General features: G+C 68.5%; 23 protein-coding genes. 6 read left to right on the top strand and 17 right to left on the bottom strand.

The window, feature by feature from the left end; all coding sequences use genetic code 11:
* Positions 1 to 153 precede the first annotated feature (153 nt).
* The gene (locus tag Q0C41_RS19520; RefSeq protein ID WP_291986522.1) at positions 154 to 363 is read left to right on the top strand and encodes a cold-shock protein; all 210 of its coding nucleotides are present in this window, start codon (positions 154 to 156) and stop codon (positions 361 to 363) included.
* A gap of 10 nt (positions 364 to 373) precedes the next feature.
* Here the strand turns inward: Q0C41_RS19520 and Q0C41_RS19515 are convergent, their stop codons facing one another.
* On the bottom strand, positions 374 to 973 hold the full coding sequence (locus Q0C41_RS19515; protein WP_291986520.1) for an MXAN_5187 C-terminal domain-containing protein: 600 nt from the start codon (positions 971 to 973) through the stop codon (positions 374 to 376).
* A gap of 9 nt (positions 974 to 982) precedes the next feature.
* A complete protein-coding gene (locus tag Q0C41_RS19510; protein WP_291986518.1) occupies positions 983 to 1,432 on the bottom strand; it encodes a hypothetical protein in 450 nt (149 codons plus the stop codon).
* Positions 1,433 to 1,523: 91 nt separating this feature from the next.
* Here Q0C41_RS19510 and selA point away from each other — a divergent pair, with 91 nt between their 5' ends.
* Together selA and Q0C41_RS19500 are read left to right on the top strand one after the other, a co-directional pair.
* Positions 1,524 to 2,942, top strand: a complete 1,419-nt coding sequence (gene selA, locus Q0C41_RS19505; RefSeq protein ID WP_291986516.1) for an L-seryl-tRNA(Sec) selenium transferase — start codon at positions 1,524 to 1,526, stop codon at positions 2,940 to 2,942.
* 57 nt (positions 2,943 to 2,999) lie between these two features.
* Positions 3,000 to 4,454 (top strand): DUF1570 domain-containing protein, encoded by a 1,455-nt coding sequence (locus Q0C41_RS19500; RefSeq protein WP_291986513.1) that lies wholly within the window; start codon positions 3,000 to 3,002, stop codon positions 4,452 to 4,454.
* A gap of 23 nt (positions 4,455 to 4,477) precedes the next feature.
* Here Q0C41_RS19500 and Q0C41_RS19495 read toward each other — a convergent pair whose 3' ends face one another.
* The 15 genes from Q0C41_RS19495 to Q0C41_RS19425 all read right to left on the bottom strand — a co-directional run bounded on the left by Q0C41_RS19495 (position 4,478) and on the right by Q0C41_RS19425 (position 21,063).
* Entirely contained in the window at positions 4,478 to 7,669 is a 3,192-nt protein-coding gene (locus Q0C41_RS19495; protein ID WP_291986511.1) for a glycoside hydrolase family 15 protein, read from the bottom strand.
* A gap of 82 nt (positions 7,670 to 7,751) precedes the next feature.
* A complete protein-coding gene (rfbB, locus tag Q0C41_RS19490; protein WP_291986509.1) occupies positions 7,752 to 8,813 on the bottom strand; it encodes a dTDP-glucose 4,6-dehydratase in 1,062 nt (353 codons plus the stop codon).
* A gap of 1 nt (position 8,814) precedes the next feature.
* Positions 8,815 to 10,248 (bottom strand): NADH-quinone oxidoreductase subunit N, encoded by a 1,434-nt coding sequence (locus Q0C41_RS19485; RefSeq protein WP_291986507.1) that lies wholly within the window; start codon positions 10,246 to 10,248, stop codon positions 8,815 to 8,817.
* On the bottom strand, positions 10,248 to 11,828 hold the full coding sequence (locus Q0C41_RS19480) for an NADH-quinone oxidoreductase subunit M (RefSeq protein ID WP_291986506.1): 1,581 nt from the start codon (positions 11,826 to 11,828) through the stop codon (positions 10,248 to 10,250). The genes Q0C41_RS19485 and Q0C41_RS19480 overlap by 1 nt, the downstream gene beginning before the upstream one ends.
* Positions 11,825 to 13,975, bottom strand: coding sequence for an NADH-quinone oxidoreductase subunit L (nuoL, locus tag Q0C41_RS19475; RefSeq protein ID WP_291986504.1), 2,151 nt, complete (start codon positions 13,973 to 13,975; stop codon positions 11,825 to 11,827). The genes Q0C41_RS19480 and nuoL overlap by 4 nt, the downstream gene beginning before the upstream one ends.
* 14 nt (positions 13,976 to 13,989) lie before the next feature.
* Positions 13,990 to 14,292, bottom strand: coding sequence for an NADH-quinone oxidoreductase subunit NuoK (gene nuoK, locus Q0C41_RS19470; RefSeq protein WP_291986501.1), 303 nt, complete (start codon positions 14,290 to 14,292; stop codon positions 13,990 to 13,992).
* Positions 14,293 to 14,308: 16 nt separating this feature from the next.
* The gene (locus Q0C41_RS19465) at positions 14,309 to 14,824 is read right to left on the bottom strand and encodes an NADH-quinone oxidoreductase subunit J (protein WP_291986499.1); all 516 of its coding nucleotides are present in this window, start codon (positions 14,822 to 14,824) and stop codon (positions 14,309 to 14,311) included.
* A 4-nt stretch (positions 14,825 to 14,828) separates the two neighbouring features.
* Positions 14,829 to 15,872, bottom strand: coding sequence for an NADH-quinone oxidoreductase subunit NuoH (nuoH, locus tag Q0C41_RS19460; RefSeq protein ID WP_291986496.1), 1,044 nt, complete (start codon positions 15,870 to 15,872; stop codon positions 14,829 to 14,831).
* A gap of 12 nt (positions 15,873 to 15,884) precedes the next feature.
* Complete coding sequence (gene nuoF, locus Q0C41_RS19455; RefSeq protein ID WP_291986492.1) at positions 15,885 to 17,183, bottom strand: NADH-quinone oxidoreductase subunit NuoF; 1,299 nt, start codon at positions 17,181 to 17,183, stop codon at positions 15,885 to 15,887.
* A 2-nt stretch (positions 17,184 to 17,185) separates the two neighbouring features.
* Complete coding sequence (nuoE, locus tag Q0C41_RS19450; RefSeq protein WP_291986490.1) at positions 17,186 to 17,791, bottom strand: NADH-quinone oxidoreductase subunit NuoE; 606 nt, start codon at positions 17,789 to 17,791, stop codon at positions 17,186 to 17,188.
* Positions 17,788 to 18,969: an NADH dehydrogenase (quinone) subunit D gene (gene nuoD / locus Q0C41_RS19445; RefSeq protein WP_291986488.1), complete on the bottom strand. Its 1,182-nt coding sequence runs from the start codon at positions 18,967 to 18,969 to the stop codon at positions 17,788 to 17,790. The genes nuoE and nuoD overlap by 4 nt, the downstream gene beginning before the upstream one ends.
* A 32-nt stretch (positions 18,970 to 19,001) precedes the next feature.
* Positions 19,002 to 19,583 carry an SIS domain-containing protein gene (locus tag Q0C41_RS19440; protein WP_291986486.1) on the bottom strand — a complete coding sequence of 194 codons (582 nt, stop codon included), beginning with the start codon at positions 19,581 to 19,583 and terminating at the stop codon, positions 19,002 to 19,004.
* Positions 19,580 to 20,176 (bottom strand): NADH-quinone oxidoreductase subunit C, encoded by a 597-nt coding sequence (locus Q0C41_RS19435; RefSeq protein WP_291986484.1) that lies wholly within the window; start codon positions 20,174 to 20,176, stop codon positions 19,580 to 19,582. Before Q0C41_RS19435 ends, Q0C41_RS19440 begins: the two co-directional genes overlap by 4 nt.
* A 6-nt stretch (positions 20,177 to 20,182) precedes the next feature.
* Positions 20,183 to 20,659, bottom strand: a complete 477-nt coding sequence (locus tag Q0C41_RS19430; protein WP_367079242.1) for an NADH-quinone oxidoreductase subunit B family protein — start codon at positions 20,657 to 20,659, stop codon at positions 20,183 to 20,185.
* Positions 20,660 to 20,700: 41 nt separating this feature from the next.
* Complete coding sequence (locus tag Q0C41_RS19425) at positions 20,701 to 21,063, bottom strand: NADH-quinone oxidoreductase subunit A (protein WP_291986482.1); 363 nt, start codon at positions 21,061 to 21,063, stop codon at positions 20,701 to 20,703.
* A gap of 341 nt (positions 21,064 to 21,404) precedes the next feature.
* On the opposite strand from Q0C41_RS19425, the gene Q0C41_RS19420 reads away from it, so the two are divergent.
* From Q0C41_RS19420 to Q0C41_RS19410, 3 genes are all read left to right on the top strand, one after another.
* Entirely contained in the window at positions 21,405 to 22,898 is a 1,494-nt protein-coding gene (locus tag Q0C41_RS19420) for a glycosyltransferase family 4 protein (protein WP_291986480.1), read from the top strand.
* Between the two features lie 47 nt (positions 22,899 to 22,945).
* Entirely contained in the window at positions 22,946 to 23,146 is a 201-nt protein-coding gene (gene thiS, locus Q0C41_RS19415; RefSeq protein WP_291986478.1) for a sulfur carrier protein ThiS, read from the top strand.
* A 16-nt stretch (positions 23,147 to 23,162) separates the two neighbouring features.
* On the top strand, positions 23,163 to 23,771 hold a 609-nt coding region (locus Q0C41_RS19410; RefSeq protein ID WP_291986476.1), incomplete at its 3' end, for a hypothetical protein.

The raw sequence follows: 23,771 nt of genomic DNA, 5'->3' as shown, positions 1-23,771 counted from the left end.
ACTGCTGAGCCGGCGTCGCTATCCTTGCCGGCGCCGGAAACCAGATGAACGAAAACGTCCAGGTTTCTGGTGTCACCGTACGCCCGGGCCCCCTGGCGCCCGTGCATACCTTCTGTCGGTCCACGCCGGCAGCGCGCAAGGCAGGTCAGCACCATGGAACGCATCATCGGCAAGGTCAAGTGGTTCAACAACGCCAAGGGATACGGCTTCATCGAACGCGAATCGGGGACTGACGTGTTCGTGCACTTCTCCGCGATTCAGGGCGCCGGTTTCCGGACGCTCGAAGAGGGACAGCCGGTGGAGTTCGAAATCGTGGACGGCCCCAAGGGACCGCAGGCCGGCAACGTCACCAAGGTCGGCTGAGCGTCGGCCCCTACGCATCGCCATCCTCGTCTGCCGCGGGTTTCACGGCACGCGCCGTGAGCGAGACCTTGCCCTCGTGGCGCGTCACACGGAACCACACTTCGTCACCCGGATGGCGATCCTGCAGGGTGCGCACCTGTTCGCGCACGAGCGAGGCGAACTTGTGAAACGGCACCGCCTCATGCCCATCGTCGCGGCGGGCCTGCATCAGTGACTCATAGAGGTCGCGCAGCTTGTCCATCTCCTGGACGGGATCGCTGAACGTCGCGGCGTGCAGGACGTCGTCGGCGGCGGGCGGAGCGGTGGCCGCCGCCGTCTGGGGGCGGTGGAACGGGCCACCACGACCTTCTTCCCGTGCACGGACGCCGCGATCCCAGAGCTCGGCGAACGACGAATACCGCGCCTGCAGCGTCGAGAACTGGAAGCGCGCCATCGCGTTCTCGATCAGCGTCCGGTCGGAGCGCTTGAACGCCCGGTCGAGGGCCGCCCGGCTCTCGTTCGGCGGCCGGGGCGTGCGCCCGGAGAAGTACATCGTGTACTCGGCTTCGACCTTCCTCAGCTGCGCGGCCAGGGCCTGCAACTCGCGATCGAAGGCGCTCGGCGGCGGCACGGGCCAGGCTCAGCGCGGCAGGAGGAACCAGGTCAGCGGCAGCCAGAGCTCCCGCGCGAACGGCACCGGGCGATCGTCTACCAGGACCTCACAGCCCGGGTAGCGTCCGGCGATGACGAACAGCTCCCGCATGCGGGCGACATCGGCGGGATAGAAGCGCGCGCGGATGCGGAACTGGTCGCCCGTCCCCACCTCGCGATACTCCGCCGAGGCCCTGGCAAGGGTGCAGGCCTCCTCGAAGTCCGGACCGTCGAAGCGCGGAAACACCAGCGTGAACGAGAACGGGATGTCCGCGGCGCCGTAGAGCGCCGTCCGGAGGTCCGGGTCGAGCGCCGCGAGTTCTTCGGGCGTCGGCTGCTCGGTGAGCTCGACGTACGGCCAGAAGTGTTCCTTCGGCTGGTGATCCGGCAGGACCGCGAGGCGGTCGGCGGCGATGGTCTTGGCAGGCGTGTCGGTCATGCGCAGCAGCGGCCGGGTGGCCCGACGGGCGGTCGAGATGGACCGGCCCTCGCGGGAGGGGCCCCGCGGGTGGAATGGTAGCATCGCGGCGATGTCACGGGCGCGCGTCATTCCAGCCGTCGATCACCTGCTGGGGCTCCCGGCCGTGCAGGCGCTGGCGGCGGCGCACGGACCTCGGCGCGTGCGGCAGGCGCTCGACGAGGAGGTCGACCGGTTGCGCGCCGCCCTCGTCGCCGGGCAGACCGACGCGGCCACCCGCGAGTCGGCGGGCGCGCTCATCGTCGAGCGGCTCCAGCACCACCTCGGGGAGACGAGCGAGTCGTCGCTGCGGCCCGTCATCAATGCGACGGGCGTGATCATCCACACCAACCTCGGGCGGGCGCCGCTGTCACCAGAGGCGCTGGACGCCATGCGGCGGGTCGGCGCCGGCTACTCCACCCTGGAGTTCGACCTCGCCACGGGGCAGCGCGGTGCTCGCCACCAGCACCTGACGACCGCGCTGCGCGAGGCCACCGGCGCCGAGGCGGGCGTGGCCACCAACAACACGGCGGCCGGTCTCACCCTGACGCTGGCGGCCATCGCCGCGGGACGAGAGGTCATCCTGAGCCGCGGCGAGCTCGTCGAGATCGGCGGTGGCTTCCGCATCCCGGAGATCCTGCAGGGATCGGGCGCCCGACTGCGCGAGGTCGGCACGACCAATCGCACACGGGTGGCGGACTACGGCGCGGCGATCTCCGAGCGCACCGGCGCGATCCTGCGCGTGCACCCGTCGAACTTCCGCATGGAGGGCTTCACGGAACGGCCGGCGCTGGCCGAGCTCGCCGCCCTCGCGCGCCGGTTCTCCCTCCCGCTGATCGAGGACCAGGGCTCGGGCTGGCTGGGGCTCGACCTGTTCGCGACACACGCCTTCCCCGCCGAGGCGCGCCTGCTGCTGGCCCGCGAGCCCGCCGTGCGCGACAGCATCCGGGACGGCGCCGATCTCGTCGCCTTCAGCGCCGACAAGCTGCTCGGTGGCCCGCAGGCCGGCCTGGTCGTCGGACGCGCCGATCTGATCGCACGCCTCGGCCGTCACCCGCTGATGCGCGCCGTCCGTGTCGACAAGATCACGTACGCGGGCCTCGAGGCGACCCTGCGCGCCTTCACCAGCGGACGTGCCGCCGAGACCGTGCCGGTGGTCCGCATGCTCGCCCTGCCGCTGGACGCCATCGCGCGGCGAGCGACACGACTCGCCGACCTGCTGCGAGCCTCCGGCGTCGAGTGCGACACCGCCGCGGGCCTCTCCACGATCGGCGGCGGCAGCCTGCCGGGCGAGACGCTGTCGACCCGCCTGGTGCGCCTCGACACCGGCGCGCCCGATCGGGTACTCGCGGCCCTGCGTGCGGGACGCCCGCCGCTCATCGCGCGGATCGTCGACGACCGCGTCTGTCTCGATCTCCGCACCGTGCCGGAGGTCGACGATGACGTGGTGGTCCGTGCGGTGCGCGACGTCATGAGCGCCCCTCGTCCTTGACGAGACGGGCCCCTGCCCGGCACACTCGGGCTCCCTCCAGAAAGTGTGAGTCGTCGCGTGAGTCGAGTACGCGTGTGTGGACTGGTGTGTGCAGCGGTGGCCGCGGTGCTGACCGTGGCGGTGACGGTGGACGCGGCAGAGACGTGGACGGAGGTGCGGTCGCCGAACTTCCGGGTCATCACCAACGGCAACGCCAGGCAGGGCCGCGAGGTCGCGGCCAGCTTCGAACGACTGACGGCCGTGTTGCAGCAGGTCGCGAAGATCTCGACGCGCACCGACGTGCCGCTCACGATCATCGCCATCCAGCATGGTAAGCAGTTGCGCACGCTGATCGACTCGGACCGCGAGGATCTCGGCGGCCTGTTCGCCGCAGGCCCCGATGCCAATCTCGTGCTCGTCAGGCTCGATTTCGACCGTGACCTGCGCTACCAGATCGCCTGGCACGAGTACATGCACGTGCTCGTCCACCAGACCATCGGCGCCGCGCCGGTGTGGCTCAACGAAGGACTCGCCGAGATGTACAGCCAGGCCCGGCTCGACACCGACGATGTCCTCCTGGGCATGCCAGCCGACTACCACCTGGCCGCGCTGCAGGAACGGTCCCTGCTGTCGCTGGAGAGGCTGCTCGCCGTCGACCACGGATCGCCGGAGTACACCGAAGACAATCGCGCCACGACGTTCTACGCACAGAGTTGGGCGCTGACCCACTTCCTCGTGCTCGGCGACAACGGCGCGCATCGCCCGAGGCTGATGGCACTGCTCGAGGCCCTCGACGCCGGTGCCACACCCGCCGACGCCACACGACGCGCCCTCGGCGACGTCGCCGCCTTCGACCGGCAGTTCCGTGCCTACATCGGCCGCTTCCAGTTTCCGGCGCTGAAGGCCCGGGTCCCGTTGAGCGACGCCGCCAAGGGCGCGCCGGCGCGGCCCCTGTCGCCGGCCGAGGTCCTGGCCCTCAAGGCGACCGTCGCGGCGATGGTGGGCGATGGGGCTACGGGCACGACACTGGCCGCCGAGGCTGTCGCGGCGGATCGCACGCTCGGCGAGGCGTGGATGGCACAGGCTCGCGCCGCTCGACGAGCCGGCGACCTGGACGCCACCGAACGGGCCCTGGCTCAGGCCGTGTCGGTCGGATCGTCGGATCCACTCGCACATTTCGGCTGGGCGGAGCTGAGGATGCGCGCGCCGGACGCGCCACTGGCCGAGGTCAGCGCGGCGCTCGAGCGGGCGCTGGCACTCAAGCCGGATCTGGCCAGAGCGCTCTCGCTGCTCGGCGTCGTGCGTGCGGCGCAGGACGGCAACACGACGCGCGGCGTCTCCCTGATCACCCAGGCCATCACCCTGGAGCCCGGCAACGCGCGCCACTACCTGATGCTGGCGCAGTTGGCCGCCAACGCTCGCGATGCCGCGTCCACCGACGCCGCGCTGGCCCGCGCCGACCGCGTGGCCCAGGGCCCGGACGAGAAGCGCCAGGTCGCGGCGGTGCGCCAGCAACTGCGCCCGACGCCCTGACCGACGCCGCGGTCGTCGAGGGTTCAGCCCCTGGCCACTTCGAACCTGAGGAGACTGCGCAGCGCGGTGACCAGGAACAGGCTGGTGCGCAGCGGCGGACTCGCGTAGAACGCCGCCCAGGCGTCGGCCTTGTAGTCGTTGTAGGTGGCCTCGCGGTCGGCGTGGCTCTCGAGGTACGCGAGGCGCACCGCGTGGCCGATCAGCGCATCGAGCACGCACGCATCGTCGATCCGGAGCGTCGGGTTCTGCCGGAAGAAGCTCGCCAGCACGCTCAGGGATTCGATGTTCAGCTGCCGATACTCCGCGGCGGCGATCTTGTTGAGCAGGTGTTCGAGCCACAGGGCGAACGCCTTCTCGCCGGGGGTCATGTCACTGAGCACGACGCTGCTGTCGATGCGGTTCCGGCGTTCGAGCTTCTCGCCGATGATCAGCGCCGGCGCATGGCGGAAGATGTTCCACACGTCGGCATAGAAGTGCGCCGGGCGACGGTCGATGATGCCGCGGTGCTGGCGCCAGGCCAGCCAGCCCTCGGATGGCGTCCGCAGGGTCTCGAACCCGAGGTCCTGGCTCCAGTCGAGGTCGTCGCGCGTCACCTGCGCGTGCAGCTGTTCGAGTTGCTGCGGCAGGTCCTCGATGGCGTGGTACTGCTCGAGCATGCTCTGCAGCCGCTGCTGCACGATGGAGGGCGCCAGCGCCATGAGCGCGTCGTAGCCCTCGCCTGGCGAGACCGCCTCCTCACGCGCGATCTGGCTGCTGAGCAGCAGGATGAAGTGACTGACCCGCAGCGTCAGGAGCTCGCCGAACAGCTCGGGGCGTTCCTTGATCAGCACGCCCAGGTACAGCAGGATCTCCTGCGTCAGGACGCGATCGCGTGCATCGTCGCGACAGAAGGTGGTGATCTTCGCCAGCAGCTCGTGGTCGGGGATGGGCTGCGTGATGAGCGATTCATCGCTGTAGGCGCGTCCGACCTGGATGTGCTTCTGTCGGACGAGCATGGCGCCGACGGCGAGGTTCAGATCGCCATCGACCTTGCCGAGCAGACCCGCCGCGCGACGCATGATGGCCCAGATGCGTCGACGTCCCGCCTGCTCGTACACCTCTTCGATCAGCTCGCGCACGGGGCCGGTGTGGCCGCGCATCGCGATGACGGCATCGAGCGACTGGAGGCGGGCCAGCGCCGCCAGCAGCTCGATCTGCTCGTAGAGGTTGTCGGTGCCTGCCAGGCGCGCGAGCAGCGTCGCGGCATCGGCCGTGGTGTCGATGGCGATTTCCGCCGTGGCATCGAGCGGCTGCTGCATCCCCGGCTCGGACAGCACGGTCGAGCGGGCCATGCGCGAGGCCAGCGGGGCCTCGGAGATCGCGAGGGCATGCAGATCGTCGATGCGCTCGACGTTGGCGGTCGGCATCAGCTCGGCGAGACGCCCCCGTCGGACCGGCACGTCCCCGACACGGCCGCTGGCGATGTGCCGCATGAAGCGGTAGAACGACGTCCGGTCGGCTTCGAGCAGCGTGTGCGTGAGCAGGACCGTCACGGTCGGTCGTCCCGAGAGCGTCCAGTTGCGATGCAGGTACGCGAGTTCGCTCTCGAACCGCCGCAGCAGGAAGTCGAGGTCGTAGGCGAGGAAGAACTCCTGCTGCATGAAGAACGACGCCAGGCAGACGCCGATGCGGTCATGCAGCGTGTAGAGGCGGCTGGTGGCGAGGCTCTTCAGGGCCCGCGCCGACCGTCCGCTCAACCCCAGCGACTCGTTGCGGCCGACCTCGCCGTAGGCCAGGGCGATGTCGTGCGGCAGGTAGACGGCGACCGGTGCGATGTCATCGGCTGTCTCGGTGAGGACGCCGTGTTCGGCAAGTTCGCTCTGCAGTGCCGCGTCTTCAGCCAGGCACATCACCTGCACGACGGGCGGCGACGGCGCACGATGACGACGACGGCCCAACGGGTCGATGTCGCTCGGCCGCAGCACGCCGTCGTGGAGCATGCGACCGAGCAGGTACAGACTCTGCGCCCACACGAGCGGCAGGTTGTCGTTCGGATGGCGACGCTGGGATCCGGGCGCGGCGCGCTCGGCGTCGATGGCATCCTCGGGTACCCAGTACAGTTCGGGAAGCAGGTGGAGGCCGTCGCGCTCGATGGCGACCGCTCGCAGACACGACAGGTACGTCTCGGTCGCCGCCGTGTCGCCGCACATCTGGGCGTCGAGCAGCAGGTAGGTGAAGAACAGCGGCCACTCGGACTCGATGTGCGCGAACTGCTGCAACTCCTCCGGCTCGTAGTGCAGGCGGGCCTCATCCTCCAGCACGGTCTGATGTCCGTCGCGCAGGAAGCGCTTGAGGCCGTAGCGACCCGAGAGCCGGCTGACCACCTCGGCCCTCACATGTGCCGCGAACGTCGGGTCGTGGACGGCGAATGCCGGGTACCCGATGATCGACAGCAGCGCGGCGTCGGTCTCCTTGGTGGTGGACTCCCTGGGCAGGATCGACAGCAGGGTCAGGTTCGCCTGCGCGATGTTGTCCGGGACGACGTGGACGACCGACTCCTGGGCGCCGCGTGATCCGAAGAGGTTGAACCCGGCCAGGGCCTCGAGCGCGGCCTTGGCCATGCCGACCGAACTGGCGTTGATCTCGACCTTGCCGCGGTTGTGCTTGTCGCCGCGCTCCCAGATGCCGTAGTCGGGCGTCCGGTAGGCCCGCTCGATGTAGTACACGAGGTTCTGGATGAAGTTGACCTCGTCGCGCGTCCAGATCACCGAGAGCCCGGAGGTGATCATCTGCGTCAGCATCAGCAGGTAGAGCGATGTCGCGTCGATCTGCAGGTGCCCCCAGCCGGTGTCGCTGACCACCGGCGCGCCGGTCTCCGTGTCGTACTTGGCGTGCAGGGCATCGGCGGGATCGCGGCTGTACTTGAATGCCTCGACCTTGCCGGCCTGCGCCATCATCGAACGCAGCAGGCCGCGCATCAGGTGCACGGTGCGGTGCTCGAGTTCGTAGCCGCGCCCGCCGTCGTCGTCGAGCGATCGGTAGGCGAGCGCGAGGCCCCAGACGGCGAGGATGCTGTAGACGTTGTCGCGGACCCAGGCGTCGCGATAGTCGCCGTGGATGGTCACCGCGGTGCTGGCGGGGAGCAGCCCCGTGACCGGATGCTGCTTGTCGAGGATCAGGGACGCGACTTCACGGTAGTAGGCGTCCAGCGTCGTCCGTAACCGCGTCGTGTCCATGCTGTTCGACGTCCTGCGTACGACGCCCCGTGCTGCGGCGTGCTGTGCGTGCTGCGTTCTACGTGCGGCGTGTCATGTGCGGTCAGTGTCCGTACTGGCTGGTGACCCACTCGCGGTAGGCCCCCGACGTCACGCGTTGCACCCAGTCCTGGTGCGCGAGGTACCACTGCACCGTCTGGCGCATCCCGCTCTCGAAGGTGTGAGCGGGCTCCCAGGCGAGCTCCGTCCGAATCTTCGTCGGATCGATCGCGTACCGGCGGTCGTGCCCGGGGCGATCCCTCACGTAGGTGATGAGGTCCTTGTAGCGGCCCGTGGCACGAGGCGCCAGTTCGTCGAGCACGTCGCAGAGCGTGTGGACGACGGCGATGTTCTGCTGCTCGCTGTTGCCACCGACGTTGTAGGTCTCGCCGGGCCGCCCGGCGTCCAGCACCCGCGCGATCGCCGAGCAGTGATCCTCGACGTACAACCAGTCACGCACGTTCTTGCCGTCGCCGTAGATGGGCAGCGGCTTGCCGGCCAGCGCGTTGTGGATGACGAGCGGAATCAGCTTCTCGGGAAACTGGTACGGCCCGTAGTTGTTCGAGCAGTTGGTCGTCAGGACCGGCAGGCCGTAGGTGTGGTGATAGGCCCGCACGAGGTGGTCCGACCCGGCTTTCGAGGCCGAGTACGGGCTGTTGGGCGCATACGGCGTCGTCTCGGAGAAGGCGGCGTCGCCGGGACCGAGCGACCCGTAGACCTCATCGGTCGAGACGTGGAGGAAACGGAACGCCGAGCGCGCCTCGCCGTCGAGCGTGCTCCAGTAGGCCTTGACTTCGTCCAGCAGCCCGAACGTGCCGACCAGATTGGTCTCGACGAAGGCGGCGGGCCCGGTGATCGACCGGTCGACGTGACTCTCGGCGGCGAAGTTGACCACCGCGACCGGCTTGTGGGTGACGAGCAGGCGCGCCACCAGTGCGCGATCGCCGATGTCGCCGCGCACCAGTTCATGCCGGGGGCTGCCCTGGTGGACGGCGAGATTCTCGGGATTGCCGGCGTACGTCAGCTTGTCGAGATTGACGACGCGTCCCTCTCGCCGTGCCAGCCAGTAGTGGATGAAGTTGGCGCCGATGAAACCGGCGCCACCGGTCACGAGGATCGTCGACACCCTAGAACAGTCCCTGGACGCTCTGCACGGCGAGGTTGATGACTCGCGTGGGAAGGACGCCGAGATAGAAGATCGCCAGCGTCGCCAGCGCCAGGCCGGCGACGGCGCCCCGCGGCAACCGCGGCGCCGGGTCGACCGCGACGTCCTCGGACATGTACATCAGGACGACGATGCGCAGGTAGAAGTAGACCGAGATGACGCTCGTCAGCATGCCGATGATGGCGAGGCCGTAGTAGCCCTCCTGCACCGCCGCGGCAAAGACGTACCACTTGGCGACGAAGCCGGCCGTCGGCGGCAGGCCACCGAGCGAGAGCAGGAACACCGTCATGGCCGCGGCCAGCGCCGGGCGGCGATGCCACAGGCCGGCGAAGTCCCGGACGTTGTCGTGCGGATGGTCGTCGGTCGAGAGCAGCGCCATGACGCCGAAGGCCGCGACGTTGGTGACCCCGTAGGCCGCCAGGTAGAACAGCATCCCGGCCTTGCCGACCGAGTTGGCGGCAATCAGTCCCACCAGCAGGTAGCCGCCGTGCGCGATGCTCGAATAGGCGAGCATCCGCTTGACGTTGCTCTGCGCCACGCCCACCGTCGTGCCCAGCACCATCGTCGCCACCGCCAGTGCCGAGACGATCGGCGCCCATTCGGCATGGAGCGGTTCGAAGGCGGAGAGGAAGACGCGGATGAAGGCGGCAAACGCCGCCGCCTTCACGCCCGTCGACATGAAGCCGGTGACCAGCGTCGGCGCCCCTTCGTAGGCGTCGGGCGTCCACATGTGGAACGGCACGGCCGAGACCTTGAAGGCGAAGCCGACGAGGAGCAGGGCCAGCGCCAGGATGGTCATCACGCTCGGGCCGCTGACCTGACTGGCCAGCGTGGCCGCCACCTGCTCGAGCCGCGTGCTGCCGACGACGCCGTACGTGAAGGCGATGCCGTACAGGAAGAACGCGCTGGAGAAGGCGCCGAGCAGGAAGTACTTGAAGGCCGCTTCGGCGCCCGCCTCGCTGCTGCGACGGATGCCGGTCAGCACGTACACCGACAGCGACATCACCTCGAGCGCCAGGAAGATCACCAGCAGGTCGCTCGCGCCCGCCATCAGCATCATGCCGGAGATGCCGAAGAGGGTGAGCGCGAAGTACTCGCCCGACGGGATGCGCTCCCGTTCGACGACCGAGGTCGAGAACAGGATCGTCAGGACACCGATGGCGCACAGCGTGACGTTGATGAACAATGCGAAGTTGTCGGCGCGCATGACGCCGAAGCCGGTGAGGTCGCGCCCCCACAGCAGCACGGACGCCACGGCGGCGCCGGTGAGGCCGATCAATCCGAGCCCGCCGAGCGGCACACGCTCGCCCCTGGGCTGGAAGGACTCGGCCACCATCGTCACGATCGCGGTGAGCGTGACGATGAGGATCGGCATGATCGCTTGCAGGTCGGTCATCATCGGGCTGCCTGCTCCGGAGTCAGGGACACGGACGCCGGGACGGGCTTCGGCGTGGTGACGGGCACGGCCTCGGCCAGCGCGGGCCGTTGGGCGTGGAGGCGCTGCACCAGTCGGTCCACCGACGGCGCCATCGGTGCGAGGAAGAAGTTCGGCACGACACCCATCACGATGGCGAGGACGAGCGTGGGACCGAGGGCCGCCCACTCACGCGGCTCGAGGTCGTGCAGGCCCTTGTTCTTCGGGTTGGTGAGCGGGCCGTAGTTGACGCGCTGGAACATCCAGAGCATGTACACGGCCGAGAGGATGACGCCGGTGGCCGCCACGGCCGCCAGGTCGGGCCGCCAGCGGTAGCCGCCCATCAGCGACAGGAACTCGCCGATGAAGCCGTTCAGCCCGGGCATCCCGATCGACGACAGCGTGATGAGGAGGAACGCCGCCACCATCTTCGGCATGACGTGCTTGAGGCCGCCGAACTCGGCGATCTGGCGCGTGTGCCGCCGGTCCGACAGCATGCCGACGATGAGGAAGAGCCCGCCGGTGCTGATGCCGTGGTTGAGCATCTGGTAGATGGCCCCCTGCATGCCCTGGACGTTGGCCGCGCAGATGCCCAGCACGATGACGCCCATGTGGCTCACCGACGAGTAGGCCACCAGCTTCTTCATGTCGGGCTGCACCATCGCCACCAGCGCGGCGTAGACGATGCCGATGACCGCCAGGGTGCCGATGTAGGGCGCCGCCTGCAGGGCCGCGTCGGGGAACAGCGGGAAGGCGAACCGGATGAGCCCGTACGTGCCCATCTTGAGGAGCACGCCGGCCAGGATCACCGAGCCGGCCGTCGGCGCCTGCACGTGCGCGTCGGGCAGCCAGGTGTGGAACGGGAACAGCGGCACCTTGATGGCGAAGGCCAGCGCAAAGGCCAGGAAGAACCACAGCTGCGTCCGCGGGTCCAGCGTCAACTGATAGAGCTGCAGCAGGTTGAAGCTGTACTGCCCGGTCGCCTGCGCATGGATGACCGCCAGGCCGATGATGGCAATCAGCATCAGCACGCTGCCGGCCATCGTGTAGAGGATGAACTTGACCGCCGCGTACACCCGCTGGTCGTAGCCCCAGATCCCGATGAGGAAGTACATCGGGATGAGCATGGCGTCCCAGAAGATGTAGAAGAGGAACAGGTCGAGCGAGAGGAACACGCCGATCATGCCGGCTTCGAGGGCCAGCAGGAAGAAGCTGAACTCCTTGACCTTCTTCTCGACCCCGTGCCACGACGACAGCAGCGCCAGCGGCGTCAGGAACCCGGCCAGCACGACCAGCCAGAGGCTGATGCCGTCGATGCCCAGGTGGTAGTCGATGCCGAAGGCCGGGATCCACGGCACGCGCTCGACCATCTGGAAGTCGGCAGACGTGCCGTCGAAGGCAGCCCAGACGGCCACGGTGAGCGCGAACACCACCAGCGAGATGCCGAGGGCGATGACGCGCACGAGGCCGTTCCGCTCGCCATCCTTGTTGGGGATGGCCAGCAGGAGCAGGGCGCCGAGCAGCGGCGCAAACACGGTCAGGGAAAGGAGCGGGAAGGTCATCGCGCGAGGAAGTAGCCCAGGACCAGGAGGACGCCCGTGAAGAGCGATGCCGCGTAGACGCGCAACGAGCCGGTCTGCAGCAGGCGCAAGGCGCCGGCCGACTCACGTACCAGATAGCCCGTGCCGTTGACGGCGCCGTCGATGATGCGGACGTCGACCGTCTTCCACAGCACGGAGGAGGAGCCGTCACGCAGCGGATGCACGATCGCCGCGTCGTAGATCTCGTCCACGTAGTACTTGTTCAGCAGCAACTTGTGCAGCGGCGCCAGGCTGCGCGCGGCGCCATCGGCGGCCTCGGGACGCTGCAGGAAGAAGAACGCCGCCAGCCCGATGCCGAGGAAGGCCAGCACGGTCGACACGCCCATCAGCGTCAGCTCGATGCGCGTCTTCTCCGGGTCGTCGTGGCCCGCTGCGGCACCGTGATCGCCGGCCGGCGCGGCATGGGCGTCGGCCGCAGGGGCGGCATGGTCGCTGCCCTGGGCGGTCACGGGCGCGCCATGGTCGCCAGCCACCGCCGGGCCGTGGACCGACGCGGGGTGGAAGCTCGGATGCAGGAACGTCTCGATGGCATTGCTGCCGCCAAGTGCGTGCGGCACACCGACGTAGCCGGCACCGATCGAGCCGACGGCCAGCAACACCAGCGGCATCGCCATCGCCCAGGGCGACTCGTGCGGCGCCCCGTGGTGGCCGTGCCCGTGGCCGTGATCGTCGTGCGCCCCGTGCGCGTCGGCATGGCTGTCGTGCGCGTCGCTCGCCCCGGCCGCAGTCGAGGGGTGCCCGTGCCCCGCCCCATGTTCCGCCCCGGCGGCCGCGAACCGCTCGGCGCCATGGAACGTCATGAAGATGAGGCGGAACATGTAGCACGCCGTCAGCAGCCCGGTGAGGGCGCCAATCGCCCACAGGCCCGTGTGGCCCGTGTAGTACGTCTGGAAGAGGATCTCGTCCTTGCTGAAGAAGCCGGCCAGCCCCGGCACACCGGCGATGGCCGCCGCACCGATCACGAACGTCCAGTAGGTGATCGGCATGTACTTCTTCAGGCCGCCCATCTTCCGCATGTCCTGCTCGCCCGCCATCGCGTGGATGACCGAGCCGGAGCCGAGGAACATCAGGGCCTTGAAGAATGCGTGCGTGTAGAGGTGGAAGACGCCGGCCGAGAAGGCGCCCACACCCATCGCGAGGAACATGTACCCGAGCTGCGACACGGTCGAATACGCCAGCACGCGCTTGATGTCGTTCTGCACGAGGCCAATCGAGCCGGCCAGCAGCGCCGTCAGGGCGCCGATGACCGCAACGACCTGCATCGTCTCGGGCGTGTGGGCGAACAGCTCGGCGTTGCGGCCGATCATGTACACGCCGGCGGTCACCATCGTCGCGGCGTGGATGAGGGCCGACACCGGCGTCGGGCCCTCCATGGCGTCGGGCAGCCAGATGTACAGCGGAATCTGCGCCGACTTGCCGGTGGCGCCGATGAAGAACAGGAACGTCGTCACCGACAGCACGCCCCAGGTCACCTCGACCGGCATCGTCGCGACCTGCTCGGCGATGGCCTTGAAGTCCAGCGTGCCGAAGGCGACGAAGGCGCCGAACATGCCGAGGATGAAGGCGAAGTCGCCGATGCGGTTGACGATGAAGGCCTTCTTGCCGGCGTCACTGGCCGACTTCTTGGTGAACCAGAAGCCGATGAGCAGGTACGAGCAGAGGCCGACGCCTTCCCAGCCGACGAACATGATCGGGAAGCTGGCCCCGAGCACCAGCGTCAGCATGAACGCGGCAAACAGGTTCAGGTACGAGAAGTAGCGGGCGTACTCGCTGCCGCGCTCCTCGTGCATGTAGCTGGTCGAGTAGATGTGGATCAGCGAGCCGATGCCGGTGACCACGAGGATCATCAGCGTCGAGAGCGGATCGAGGCGCAGCGTGAAGGGGACCGTGAAGTCGCCCGACGTGAACCACTCGAAGACCCGCTGCTCGATGACCCGCTGGTCGGCCGCGGCGCCGAAGATCTGCGCCGCCGAGGCCAGCGAGAGGCCGAACGCGACCAGCATCGCCGCGACCGCCACACCGCCCGAGACCCCCTTGGACAGCCGGCGGCCGAGCGTGGCGTTGATCAGGAACCCGATGAACGGGGCAAGGATGATGAACAGCAGCATCGCGTCTTGTCGCCCTACCACTTGAGGGAGGTGAAGGCGTCGGGAGACAGCGTCTCCCGATGCCGGAACAGGGCGATGACGAGCGCCAGGCCGACGGCCGCTTCGGCGGCCGCCACGGTCATCACGAAGAAGGTGATGATCTGCCCCTCGACCGACCCGTTGAACCGACCCAGCGCCACGAACGTCAGGTTGACGGCGTTGAGCATGATCTCCACCGACAGCAGCAACGTGATCACGTTCCGGCGCAGGAAGATGCCGGCCGTGCCGATGCTGAACAGCAGGGCGGAGAGGAGAAGGAAGTGGTTGAGCGTGATCATCGGCGGATGGCGAGCCTCAGACGGTCTTCTTGGCCAGCACCACGGCGCCCACCATGGCGACGAGGATGAGGATCGACGTGACCTCGAACGAGAAGGCGTGGTCGCGGAACAGCATCAGGCCGATGTCGCGTACCGAGGCGACCCGCTCGGCCGCCTGTGGATCCTCGACGAAGGGCACGACCCCGAGCCGGCTCAGGGCCCACAGCAGCATCGCCGCCATGGCCACCGACAGCACGCCGCCATACGCCTTGACGACCCCGGGAATGGGCAACTGCGCCCCGGGCGCGACGTCCTCGCGCGGCGCGTTGAGCAGCATCACCACGAAGAGGAACAGCACCATGATCGCGCCGGCGTAGACGACGATCTGGGTGACCGCGACGAACGGCGAGTCGAGGCCGACATACAGACCGGCCAGCGAGATGAACGACCCGATGAGCAGCAGCACGCTGTACATCGGATTGCGCTGCCCGATCACGCCGATCGAGGAGACCACCGAGATGGTGGCAAACAGGTAGAAGAGCCAGGGGGCCACGATCTCAGCTCCAGTAGAGAACGCCGGCCGCAGTCACCAGCAGGTTGACAATCGACAACGGCAGCAACCGCTTCCAGCCGAAGTCCATCAGCTGGTCGTAGCGGTAACGCGGCAGGGTCCACCGCATCCAGATGTAGAAGAACAGCAGCGCCGCCACCTTGCCGATGAACCACAGCGGCCCCAGCCAGACGGGCAGCCCCGGCATGTAGAAGCCGCCGAGGAACAGGCTGACCGTCACGCCGCAGACGACCACCATGTTGACGTACTCGGCCAGGAAGAACAGCGCGAACGACATCGAGCTGTACTCGGTGTGGTAGCCGGCCACCAGCTCCTGCTCGGCCTCGGGGAAGTCGAACGGCGCCCGGTTGGTTTCGGCGATGCCGGCGATGAAGAAGATGAAGAAGCCGATCGGCGTCAGGAACACGTACCACGCCGGCACGGGCACCACCCCGAACAGCCACCGCCATCCCTGCTGGGCGTCGACGATCTCGCGCAGCGACAGCGAGTTGGCGATCACCAGCACCGACGCGAGCGCCATGGCATACGCCAGTTCGTAGCTGATCATCTGCGCCGAACTGCGCAGGCCGCCGAGCAGCGCGTACTTGCTGTTGGAGGCCCAGCCCGCCAGCACGATGCCGTAGATGCCCATCGAGGTGATGGCGAACACCACCAGCACGGCGACGTTCAGGTCGGCCACCTGCAGCGGCACCGGCTTCTCCAGCAACCCGAAGAAGGTCGTCGGCGGCCCGAACGGGATCACCGCGAAGGCCGCGAACGCCGTCGTCGCCGACAGGATCGGCGCCAGGTAGAAGAGCCACTTGTCGGCCGCCTTGGGCCGCAGCTCCTCCTTGAAGATCAGCTTGACGATGTCGGCCAGGGGCTGCAGGAGGCCGAGCGGGCCGACGCGGTTGGGCCCGACGCGCTGCTGGGCCCAGCCCGAGATCTTCCGCTCGAAGTAGACGAGCACCGCTGCGGAAATCTGCAGCGAGAAGAAGACCACGGTGAGCAGCGTGAGCTGGAAGATCAGACTGGGAGCGATCGTCGGCACGGGCGGGTCTCGTTAGTGCGCAGCGACGGGTTCGGTCGCGCGGAAGTCGCTCTGCACGGGCGACTCGCCCGTCCGGATGTAGGTCTCGTACTCGTCGCGGAAGTGCTGGATGGTGCTCAGCACCGGGGCGATCTCGGCGTCACCGAACGGGCACAGCGTCTTGCCGCCGATGTTGTCGCACACACTCAGGAGCAGCTCGACGTCGCGCGGCTCGCCATCGCCCCGCTCGATCTTGTCGAGGATTTTGTACAGCCAGTCGACGCCCTCGCGGCACGGCGTGCACTTGCCGCACGACTCGTGCTTGTAGAAGTGGATGAGGTTCTTGGCCACCCACACCATGCTGGTCGTCTCGTCCATGACGATGACGGCCGCCGATCCGAGCATCGAGCCGGCGGCGACCATGCCGTCGAAGCTCAGATGCGTATCCAGCTTGTCGGGCAGCAGCACCGGCGTCGACGATCCGCCGGGGATGATGGCCTTCAGCTGGCGATCGCCGCGCATGCCGCCGGCGTAGTCGTAGATCAACTGGCGCAGCGTCGTGTCCATCGGCGCCTCGTAGACCCCGGGCTTCTTGACGTGGCCGCTGACGCAGAACAGCTTCGGGCCGGTGTTCTTCTCCGGGCCGATGGCAGCGAACCACTCGTGGCCCTTCTCGATGATCACCGGGACGTTGCAGATGGTCTCGACGTTGTTGACCACCGTCGGGCAGCCGTACAGGCCGACCACCGCCGGGAAGGGCGGCTTGAGGCGGGGCTGGGCCCGCTTGCCCTCGAGCGACTCGATCAAGGCGGTTTCCTCGCCCGCTTCGTAGGCGCCGGCGCCGCGGTGAATCCAGATGTCGCAATCCTCGCCCGATCCGAGGATGTTCTTGCCGACGTAGCCGGCCGCGCGGGCCTTCTGCAGTTCCGCTTCCATCTGCTGCTGCAGGTGGAAGAACTCGCCGCGGATGTAGATGTAGCAGGTCCTGGCGCCGATGGCCCGGCAGGCGATGACGCAGCCCTCGAACAGCAGGTGCGGATTGCGCTCGAGCAGCACGTGGTCCTTGAAGGTCCCCGGCTCGCTCTCGTCGGCGTTGATGCACAGGTACTTCGGCTTCGGGTTGTCCTTGGGCACGAAGGACCACTTCAGGCCGGTCGGAAAGCCGGCGCCGCCGCGGCCGCGCAACCCCGACTTCTTGACGCTGTCGACGATGGCGTCCGGCGTCATGCCGAGCGCGGTCTTCATCGCCTGGTAGCCGCCGTGCTGGACGTAGAAGTCCAGCGTGTACCCGTTCGGCTCGTTGACGTACTTCGTGAGGACCGGTTCGAACATGGTTACGCGCGCTCCTTCACGAGATGGCAGCCGCCGAGTGACGCCAGGCCCTGCGTGCGCAGTCCGTCGACCAGCGCCGGGATGCGGTCGGGCGTCTGGTGCTCGGCCCAGTGCTCGTTGTTGACCATGATCACCGGCGCCCGGTCGCAGGCCCCGAGACACTCGAACTCCATGACCGTGAACAGGCCGTCCGCCGTGGTCTCGTTCGGCGTGACGTGCAGGTGCTTGCAGAGCTCCGCGGTGACCTGCTCGGCGCCGTTGAGCGCGCATGACAGCGTGCGGCACACCTGCAGCACGTATTTGCCCACCGGCTTCGTGAAGAACATCACGTAGTAGGTGACCACGTCCTCGACGTCGGCCGGCGTGCAGCCGATGACCTCGGCGACGTGCCGCATCGCGTTGCCGGTGATGTGGCCCTGCTGGGCCTGCACCATGTACAGCGCCGAGATGACGGCCGACTTGCGCCGCTCGGGCGGATAGTGCGTGCACAGCTCCTCGAGCTGGGCCCGGTGCTCGGGCGTGAACTCGAAGGCCGGGCCGGCCTCCGGGATGAAGCGCTCGCTCTTGTGCCAGCCCTCGCCATAGGGCATCTGCGGGTGGAAACTCATCGATCCGAATCTCCCATGACGACGTCGACCGAGCCGATGACCGCGATGACGTCGGCAATCAGGCCGCCGGCGATCAGCTTCGACAACGCTTGCAACGCGAGGAATGTCGGGGGCCGCGACTTGACGCGCACGGGCCGGTTGGTGCCATCGGACACCACGTAGAAGCCCTGCTCGCCGCGCGGGCCCTCGATGGGCACGTAGGCGTCGCCGGCCGGCACCGTGAAGCCCTGCGAATAGATCAGGAAGTGCTGGATGAGCGCTTCCATCTCCGAGTAGACCTTGTCCTTGGGCGGCGGCACGATGCGCGGGTCGTCGACGCCCCACTCGCCGGTCGGCGTGATGCGGGCGATCGCCTGCTTGCAGATCTTCCAGCTCTCGCGCATCTCGGCCACACGCGTCTGGTAGCGCGCGAAGACGTCGCCGTCCTGCTTGGTCGGCACGTCGAAGTCGTACGAGGCGTAGGTCAGGTACGGGAAGGCACGGCGGACGTCGTAGTTGACGCCGGATCCCCGCGCGATCGGCCCGAGCAGGCCCATGTCCAGCACGTCCTGCTTGGTCAGGATGCCCACACCCTTGGTTCGACCCAGCCAGATCGAGTTCTTCGTGAGCATGCCTTCGTACTCGTCCATCTTCACGATGAAGCGGTCGAGAAAGGCGGTGACGGCATCGTGGAAGCCGTGCGGCAGGTCCTCGCGCAGGCCGCCGACGCGGATGTAGCTCGGAAACAGGCGGAAGCCCGCCAGCATCTCGTTGATGTTGAGCAGCAGCTCCCGCTCGCGGAAGCAGTACATCATCATCGTGATGGCGCCGATCTCCATCCCGTGGGTGCCGAGCCACACCAGGTGGCTCGAGATGCGCTGCAGTTCCGCAATCAGCACGCGGATGTTCTGCACGCGCTCGGGCACCTCGATGCCGAGCAGCTTCTCCACCGACAGCACGTACGCCAGGGCATTGGACTGCGGCCCCAGGTAGTCCATGCGCTCGACCAGCGGCACGACCTGCTGCCACTTCTTCTGCTCGGCCGTCTTCTCGATGCCGGTGTGCAGGTAGCCGATCGTGGGTTGGGCACTCACGATCTGCTCGCCATCGAGCTCGATGACGAGACGCAGCACGCCGTGCGTGGCGGGGTGCTGCGGCCCCATGTTGACCGTCATCGTTTCGGTGCGGATTTCAGCCATATCGTCGCAAAGGGCTTTCAGCGATGCCTCGTTCAACCGGCGAGGGCGCGTTCGATTTCGTCACACAGCACGTGCAGCACGGTCAGGTGCACCTCCTGCACGCGAGCGGTGTCACTGTCGGGCACCGCCAGTACCTCATCGGCGACCGCGGCCAGGGGCCCCGGGTCGCCGCCGGTGAGCGCCACCACGTGGAGCCCCCGCGCCTGTCCTTCACGCGCCGCCGCCACCACGTTGGGCGACCGCCCGCTCGTCGAGAGCACGAGCAGCACGTCACCCGGGCGTCCGAACGCTTCCACCTGCCGGGCAAAGACCCGGTCGAAGCCGTAGTCGTTGCCGATGGCCGTGATCGCGCTCGTGTCCACCGTCAGCGCCATCGCCGGCCATGCGGCGCGTTCCCGGCGGAACCGTCCGGTCAATTCGGCCGCAAAATGCTGGCTCTCTGCGGCACTCCCGCCATTGCCGCACACCAGCACCTTGCCTCCCGCTGCCAGCGCCGCGACGACCCGCGCGATGGTCCGCGCGAGGCCCCCGACCAGCACCGGTGCCGCCCGGCGGTGTGCCTCGGCCGTGTCTGCGAAGACCTGGAGACACCGCGAGGCGACCGCGTCGCTCATTGCACCTTGAAGCCGGCGCTGACATCGGCGGCCCGCTTCTGCCGCTCGATGTTGCGCACGAACTCCTCCTCGGTGACCTGCAGCGGCGCGCCGGCATCGACGGCCTTGTGAATCTGCACCGGGTAGTCCTTGCGCGCCGGGTGTCCTTCCCAGTCCTCCGGCATCAGGATGCGCCGCAGGTCGGGATGGCCATCGAACGCCACGCCGAACAGGTCGAACACCTCGCGCTCGTACCAGTTGGCATTGGGGTAGACGCCCACGATCGTCGGCACCGTCGGCGTCTCGCCGCCGACCCGCACCTTCACCCGCAGGCGCTGCGCCGGCGGCACCCCGGCCCCGAGCGCGTCGGGCCCCATCGAGACGAAGTGGTAGACCACCTCGAACCGGGGCTCCACGGTCGGCCAGTAGTCGGCAGCGGTCAGCTCGGCCAGCACCTGGAACTGCAGCGCCGGGTGCTCACGCAGTTGCCGCACGACGCGCGCGATGTCTGCGGCCGGCACGATGAGACAGGGCTGATCGACGGCGGGCTGCTCTTCGATCGTCACGTCCGGCAGGGCCTGCCGGAGCGCATCCACTCTGGTCGCGAAATCCATGAAGACTCAGCCCCGGTTCATCAACGGCTGGGGGGTCCGGGCCATCTTCCGCTGGAGCTGGACGATGCCGTAGATGAGGGATTCGGGGCGCGGCGGGCAGCCCGGGACGAAGACGTCGACCGGCACCACCTGATCTACGCCCTGCACGATGGCGTAGTTGTCGAAGACGCCGCCGACCGAGGCGCACGCGCCCATGGAGATGACCCACTTGGGCTCGGGCATCTGGTCGTAGACACGCCGGAGCGCCGGGGCCATCTTCCGCGACAGGCGGCCGGCCACGATCATCAGGTCGGCCTGCCGCGGCGAGCCGCGGAACACCTCGGCGCCGAACCGGGCGATGTCGTAGCGGTTGGCCGCCATCGCCATCATCTCGATGGCGCAGCAGGCCAAGCCGAACGCGACGGGCCAGATGGCGGACCGGCGGGCCCAGCCCACCAGCTTGTCCACCGTGGTCGTCAGAACCGGAATCTCTATATCAGCCATGATCGTGCGTTCGTTTCACTCGGGCGACAGCGGGACGGCGGTCAGTCCTGGGTGTTCCAGTCCAGGGCGCCCTTGCGCCAGACGTAGGCGTACCCGGAGAGGAGAATCACGAAGAACACCAGAATCTGCACGAATCCGGTCCACTGCAGTTCACGCAGCGCGACGGCCCACGGGTACAGGAAGGCCACCTCGATGTCGAACAGCAGGAAGATCATCGCCACGAGGTAGAACCGGACCGACATCCGCTCGCGGGCATCGCCCACCGGCGGCATGCCGCACTCGTACGGCGCCAGTTTCTCGGCCGTCGGATTGCGCGGCCCCAGAAACTGCGACAGGAACACGTTGCCCGCGGCGAAGGAGAAGCCGAAGGCCATCAGCAGCAGAATCGGAAGCCAGCCGTCCATGCAATGTGGTCGCCGCGTGTGCGGCAGAGGTGGCGCTTGTGAAAATGTGCGCAAGCGTGGCCACGTGTGCCCATCACACGCCTCCCGCTCGACCCGTCTCCCCGGCGACCGTGCCGGCAAGACCTGAACCCGTAGATGCTAGCCCGCCTCGCACTCATCTGCAACGGAATCCGGGCACCGGGCACCGGGCACCCGCGAACCGGGCTCGGAGAACCCGGTCGGAGAACCGGGGTCGGGTAGGGCCGGTTCTCCGAACCGGCCGTCAGCGGCCCGCTCGGAGAGCGGGCCCTACCCTGAGCCGTGAGCCCTGAGCCGCACGTGTGCAGTACTGTGTGTCTGCCGTGCGCGTCGCCTGGTTCTCCCCATTCCCGCCCGTCCATTCGGGCATCGCGGCGTACAGCCTCGACGTCCTCGAGGGCGTTCGCCACCACCACCGCGTCGACCTGTTCGCCGACGACCCGGTGTGGCACGCGGCCGGCGGGCGTCTCCACGCCGGCCAGGGCGAGACGATTGCCCCGCTGGACGGACCGCTCGGCCTGCCGCTCTACCGCGCCTTCGACTTCACCGTCCTGCACGACCGCACCCCGTACGACCTCATCGTCTACCAACTCGGCAATGCGGCCTGCCACCGGTTCCTCTGGCCCTATCTGCTGCGCTGGCCCGGTCTGATCGTGCTGCACGATGCCGCCCTGCACCACGCCAGGGCCCAGGCCCTGCTGGGTGACCGGCGCGCCGACGCCTATCGCGCCGAATTCCGGTTCAACCACCCCGGCGTCGACCCACGGGTCGCCGATTTCGTGGTGGCCGGCCTCGAGGGGTCTCCCTATTACCTCTGGCCCATGCTCCGCCTCGTCATGCGCCGAGCCCGCGCCGTCGTCGTCCACGGCGCCCCGCTCCAGGAGGCGCTGGCCGACGAGTTTCCCGACACACCGCTTACGACGGTGTCGATGGGGGTTCCGGATCCATGGGAGGACCCAAGTGCTGCGAGTGCCGGGCATGCCGAACGCCCGATGACGGCCGAGTCGGAGACCCGGACCTACCCACCCACCTCTGTCGCAGCCGATCCCCGGCGAGACGCAGTGGTGGCGGCGTTCGGGGTCATCACGCCGGAGAAGCGCATCCTTCCCCTGCTTCGCGCCGTGGCGGCCCTCCGGAGCGAGGCCCCGCACGTCCGGGTGCGGCTCGTGGGCGAGATCGGGGAGCACTACGCGCTCTGGCAGGACGTGGCGGCCACCGGGACCCGCGACCTCATCGAGGTGACGGGGTACGTGGACGACGAGCAGCTGGCGGCCGAGCTGCGGGCGGCCGACGTGTGTGTGTGCCTGCGGTGGCCGACGGCCCGGGAGACCTCGGCCTCCTGGCTCCGCTGCCTGGCGGCCGGCAAGCCCACCGTGGTCCCCGACCAGCTCAGCACGGTAGACGTGCCAACCCTCGATCCGCGGCACTGGCAGCTCAAGCACGACCGCACGGACGCCGTTGCGGTGTTCCAGCCGCCGGATCCCTCCCGGGCCGTCGCCGTGTCCATCGAACTCGCGGACGAGGAGGCCATGCTCCGGCAGGCCCTCCGGCGCCTCGTCGCCGATGCCGATCTGCGCCGACAGCTGGGCCGTCGTGCCCGGGAGTGGTGGGCTGGACGGCACACGCTCGCTCGCATGCATCGGGATTACGAAGCCGCCCTGGCGTGGGCCGTCACCCAGCCGGTGCCGGAGTGGCCGGCCGACGCGCCAGCCCACCTGCGTCCGGACCCGTCGGCGTGGGCGCGATCGCTGACGGCGGCGTTCGGGGTGGAAGTTGATATTCTCGGGAGTCGGGAACCCGGAACCGGGAACCGGTGACCGGTGACCGGTGACCGCCGACTTTCCCGATCCGACCATCACCAGCAATGACGATTCAACTCAACGGCGAGTCCTATGAAGTGCCGGCGCCCCTGACCGTGGACGCCCTGCTGGCGCGCCTCGAGATCGACGCGCGGCGCGTGGCCGTGGAGCTCAACGAGTACGTCGTCAAGAAGGCGGCCTATGCCGACACCATCGTCGGCCCCGGCGACGCCGTGGAAGTCGTGAACTTCGTGGGCGGCGGCTAGCGTGGGTCCGGCTGGCATGGCTCGGCCGACCAGGGCCGCTCTCGGTGCGCTGCTCTTCCTCGCACTGCTGCACGCCTGGCTGCATGCGTCGACCCGCCCGCTCTTCCAGGTCTCCGACGAAATCAGTTACCTGTCCGCGCTGCAACAGCGGATCTACGCGACCGAGCGGGCCGGCACCCTGGTGTACACGTGCGCGGCCCCCCCCGAGGGCGTGCCACTGCCCGTCGATCCCGGTGGCAAGGCGCTCTTTCAGGGCGTCGGCAGCTGGGCCCTGGGCCGCCTCTGCGCGTCCGGCCTCGAGAGCACGGTCGTCTTCTGGGTGCTGCGACTGGGCTGCGGTCTCACGCTGCCGCTGCTCGTGTGGGTGACGCATCGCCTCGCGCGCACCGTCGCCCCCGACCGCCCCGCGCTCGCCCTGGTGGCAGCCGCCGGCGTGGCGCTGCAGCCCATGGCCGCCACCGTCTCCGGCGGCATCACGCCCGACAGTTTCGCCAACGTGCTCGGTGGCCTCTGCCTGCTGCTGGCCACCCGCCTGGTCCTCCGTGACGGGGCCTGGTGGGAAGTGCCGGTGATGATCGCGGCCGCGGCCGCGGCGCGCGCGGCGGAGGACGCGGCGGCCTTCCTG

It is taken from the genome of Luteitalea sp., from assembly GCF_022842525.1.
Taxonomy (GTDB): Bacteria; Acidobacteriota; Vicinamibacteria; order Vicinamibacterales; family Vicinamibacteraceae; genus Luteitalea.
This window is presented reverse-complemented; position numbering and strand designations above follow the sequence as displayed.

Coding starts and splice junctions, on each gene's coding strand:
- Q0C41_RS19520 (WP_291986522.1), top strand. CDS start 154: ATGGAACGCATCATCGGCAAGGTCAAGTGGTTCAACAACGCCAAGGGA.
- Q0C41_RS19510 (WP_291986518.1), bottom strand. CDS start 1,432: ATGACCGACACGCCTGCCAAGACCATCGCCGCCGACCGCCTCGCGGTC.
- selA (WP_291986516.1), top strand. CDS start 1,524: ATGTCACGGGCGCGCGTCATTCCAGCCGTCGATCACCTGCTGGGGCTC.
- Q0C41_RS19495 (WP_291986511.1), bottom strand. CDS start 7,669: ATGGACACGACGCGGTTACGGACGACGCTGGACGCCTACTACCGTGAA.
- Q0C41_RS19485 (WP_291986507.1), bottom strand. CDS start 10,248: ATGACCGACCTGCAAGCGATCATGCCGATCCTCATCGTCACGCTCACC.
- Q0C41_RS19480 (WP_291986506.1), bottom strand. CDS start 11,828: ATGACCTTCCCGCTCCTTTCCCTGACCGTGTTTGCGCCGCTGCTCGGC.
- nuoL (WP_291986504.1), bottom strand. CDS start 13,975: ATGCTGCTGTTCATCATCCTTGCCCCGTTCATCGGGTTCCTGATCAAC.
- nuoK (WP_291986501.1), bottom strand. CDS start 14,292: ATGATCACGCTCAACCACTTCCTTCTCCTCTCCGCCCTGCTGTTCAGC.
- nuoF (WP_291986492.1), bottom strand. CDS start 17,183: ATGTTCGAACCGGTCCTCACGAAGTACGTCAACGAGCCGAACGGGTAC.
- nuoE (WP_291986490.1), bottom strand. CDS start 17,791: ATGAGTTTCCACCCGCAGATGCCCTATGGCGAGGGCTGGCACAAGAGC.
- nuoD (WP_291986488.1), bottom strand. CDS start 18,969: ATGGCTGAAATCCGCACCGAAACGATGACGGTCAACATGGGGCCGCAG.
- Q0C41_RS19440 (WP_291986486.1), bottom strand. CDS start 19,583: ATGAGCGACGCGGTCGCCTCGCGGTGTCTCCAGGTCTTCGCAGACACG.
- Q0C41_RS19435 (WP_291986484.1), bottom strand. CDS start 20,176: ATGGATTTCGCGACCAGAGTGGATGCGCTCCGGCAGGCCCTGCCGGAC.
- Q0C41_RS19430 (WP_367079242.1), bottom strand. CDS start 20,659: ATGGCTGATATAGAGATTCCGGTTCTGACGACCACGGTGGACAAGCTG.
- Q0C41_RS19425 (WP_291986482.1), bottom strand. CDS start 21,063: ATGGACGGCTGGCTTCCGATTCTGCTGCTGATGGCCTTCGGCTTCTCC.
- thiS (WP_291986478.1), top strand. CDS start 22,946: ATGACGATTCAACTCAACGGCGAGTCCTATGAAGTGCCGGCGCCCCTG.